1 protein-coding gene is annotated in these 1,623 nt (G+C 62.0%); it reads left to right on the forward strand.

The window, feature by feature from the left end:
* A partial coding sequence (gene speC / locus KGB28_RS01110) for an ornithine decarboxylase (RefSeq protein ID WP_223441336.1) occupies positions 1-1,623 on the forward strand: 1,623 nt, incomplete at both ends.

Genomic DNA, 1,623 nt, shown 5'->3' on the forward strand with positions numbered 1-1,623 from the left:
GCGCTGCTGGCGCAGAAGCACGCCGCGCAGGTGTTCAACGCGGACAAGACCTACTTCGTGCTCAACGGCACCTCGGCGTCGAACAAGGTGGTGACCAACGCCCTGTTGACCCCCGGCGACCTGGTGCTGTTCGACCGCAACAACCACAAGTCCAACCACCAGGGCGCGCTGTTGCAGGCCGGTGCCACGCCGGTCTACCTGGAAACCGCGCGCAACCCTTACGGCTTCATCGGTGGCATCGACGCTCACTGTTTCGAAGAGGACTACCTGCGCGAACTGATCGCCGAGGTCGCCCCGGACAAGGCGCAACTGCCGCGACCGTTCCGCCTGGCGATCATTCAACTGGGCACCTATGACGGCACCATCTACAACGCCCGGCAAGTGGTCGACCGCATCGGCAAGCTGTGTGACTACATCCTGTTCGACTCGGCGTGGGTCGGCTACGAGCAGTTCATCCCGATGATGAAGGACTGCTCGCCGCTGTTGCTTGATCTGGATGAGAACGACCCGGGCATCTTCGTCACCCAGTCGGTGCACAAACAGCAAGCCGGTTTTTCCCAGGCCTCCCAGGTACACAAGAAAGACCGCCACATCAAAGGCCAGGCGCGTTATTGCAACCACCACCGGCTTAACAACGCCTTCATGGCCCAGGCGTCCACCAGCCCGTTCTACCCGCTGTTCGCCTCGCTGGATGTGAATGCGCGCATTCACTCCGGCCGCAGCGGCCTGCGCCTGTGGGAAGACTGCGTGAAGTTCGGCATCGAAGCGCGCAAGTTGATCCTCGAAGCCTGCACCATGGTCCGCCCGTTCGTACCGAACACCATTGAAGGGCGGGCGTGGGAGGACTATCCAACGGAAGAAATCGCCAACGACATCCGCTTCTTCGAGTTCCATCCCAAGGATCGCTGGCACGCCTTTGCCGGCTACGCCGAGAAGCAGTACTTCATCGACCCGTGCAAGTTGCTGTTCACCACGCCGGGCATCGACCCGGTGGACGGCAGCTACACCGACTTCGGCATTCACGCCGGCATCCTGGCCAACTTCCTGCGCGAGAACGGCATCGTCCCGGAAAAGTGCGACCTCAACTCGATCCTGTTCCTGCTCACCCCGGCCGAAGACTGGGCGAAGATGACCCACCTGGCCGCGCAAATCGCCCGTTTCGAACGCTTCATCAACGATGACGCGCCGATGAGCCGGGTGCTGCCGGCCATCTACGCGCAGCATCAGGAACGCTATCGCAACTACACCATTCGCCAGCTCTGCCAGGAAATGCACGACCTGTATCGCCACCACAACGTGCAGCAGTTGCAGAAGGACATGTTCCGCAAGGAGCACTTCCCGAAAAAGGCCATGAACCCGCAGCAAGCGCAAATCGAGTACATCCGCGGCAACGTCGAACTGGTCGCGCTGGCGGAGGCCGACGGGCGCATTGCCGCCGAGGGTGCGCTGCCTTATCCGCCGGGGGTCTTGTGCGTGGTGCCCGGTGAAATCTGGGGCGGCGCGGTGTTGAAATACTTCCTGGCCCTGGAAGAAGGCATCAATCGCTTGCCCGGCTTCACGCCGGAGTTGCAGGGCGTGTACCTGAAGCAGGAAGGCGGGCGTACCCGGGCGTATGGGTACGTG

The organism is Pseudomonas sp. BF-R-19 (genome assembly GCF_019956445.1).
GTDB lineage: Bacteria > Pseudomonadota > Gammaproteobacteria > Pseudomonadales > Pseudomonadaceae > Aquipseudomonas > Aquipseudomonas fluorescens_BH.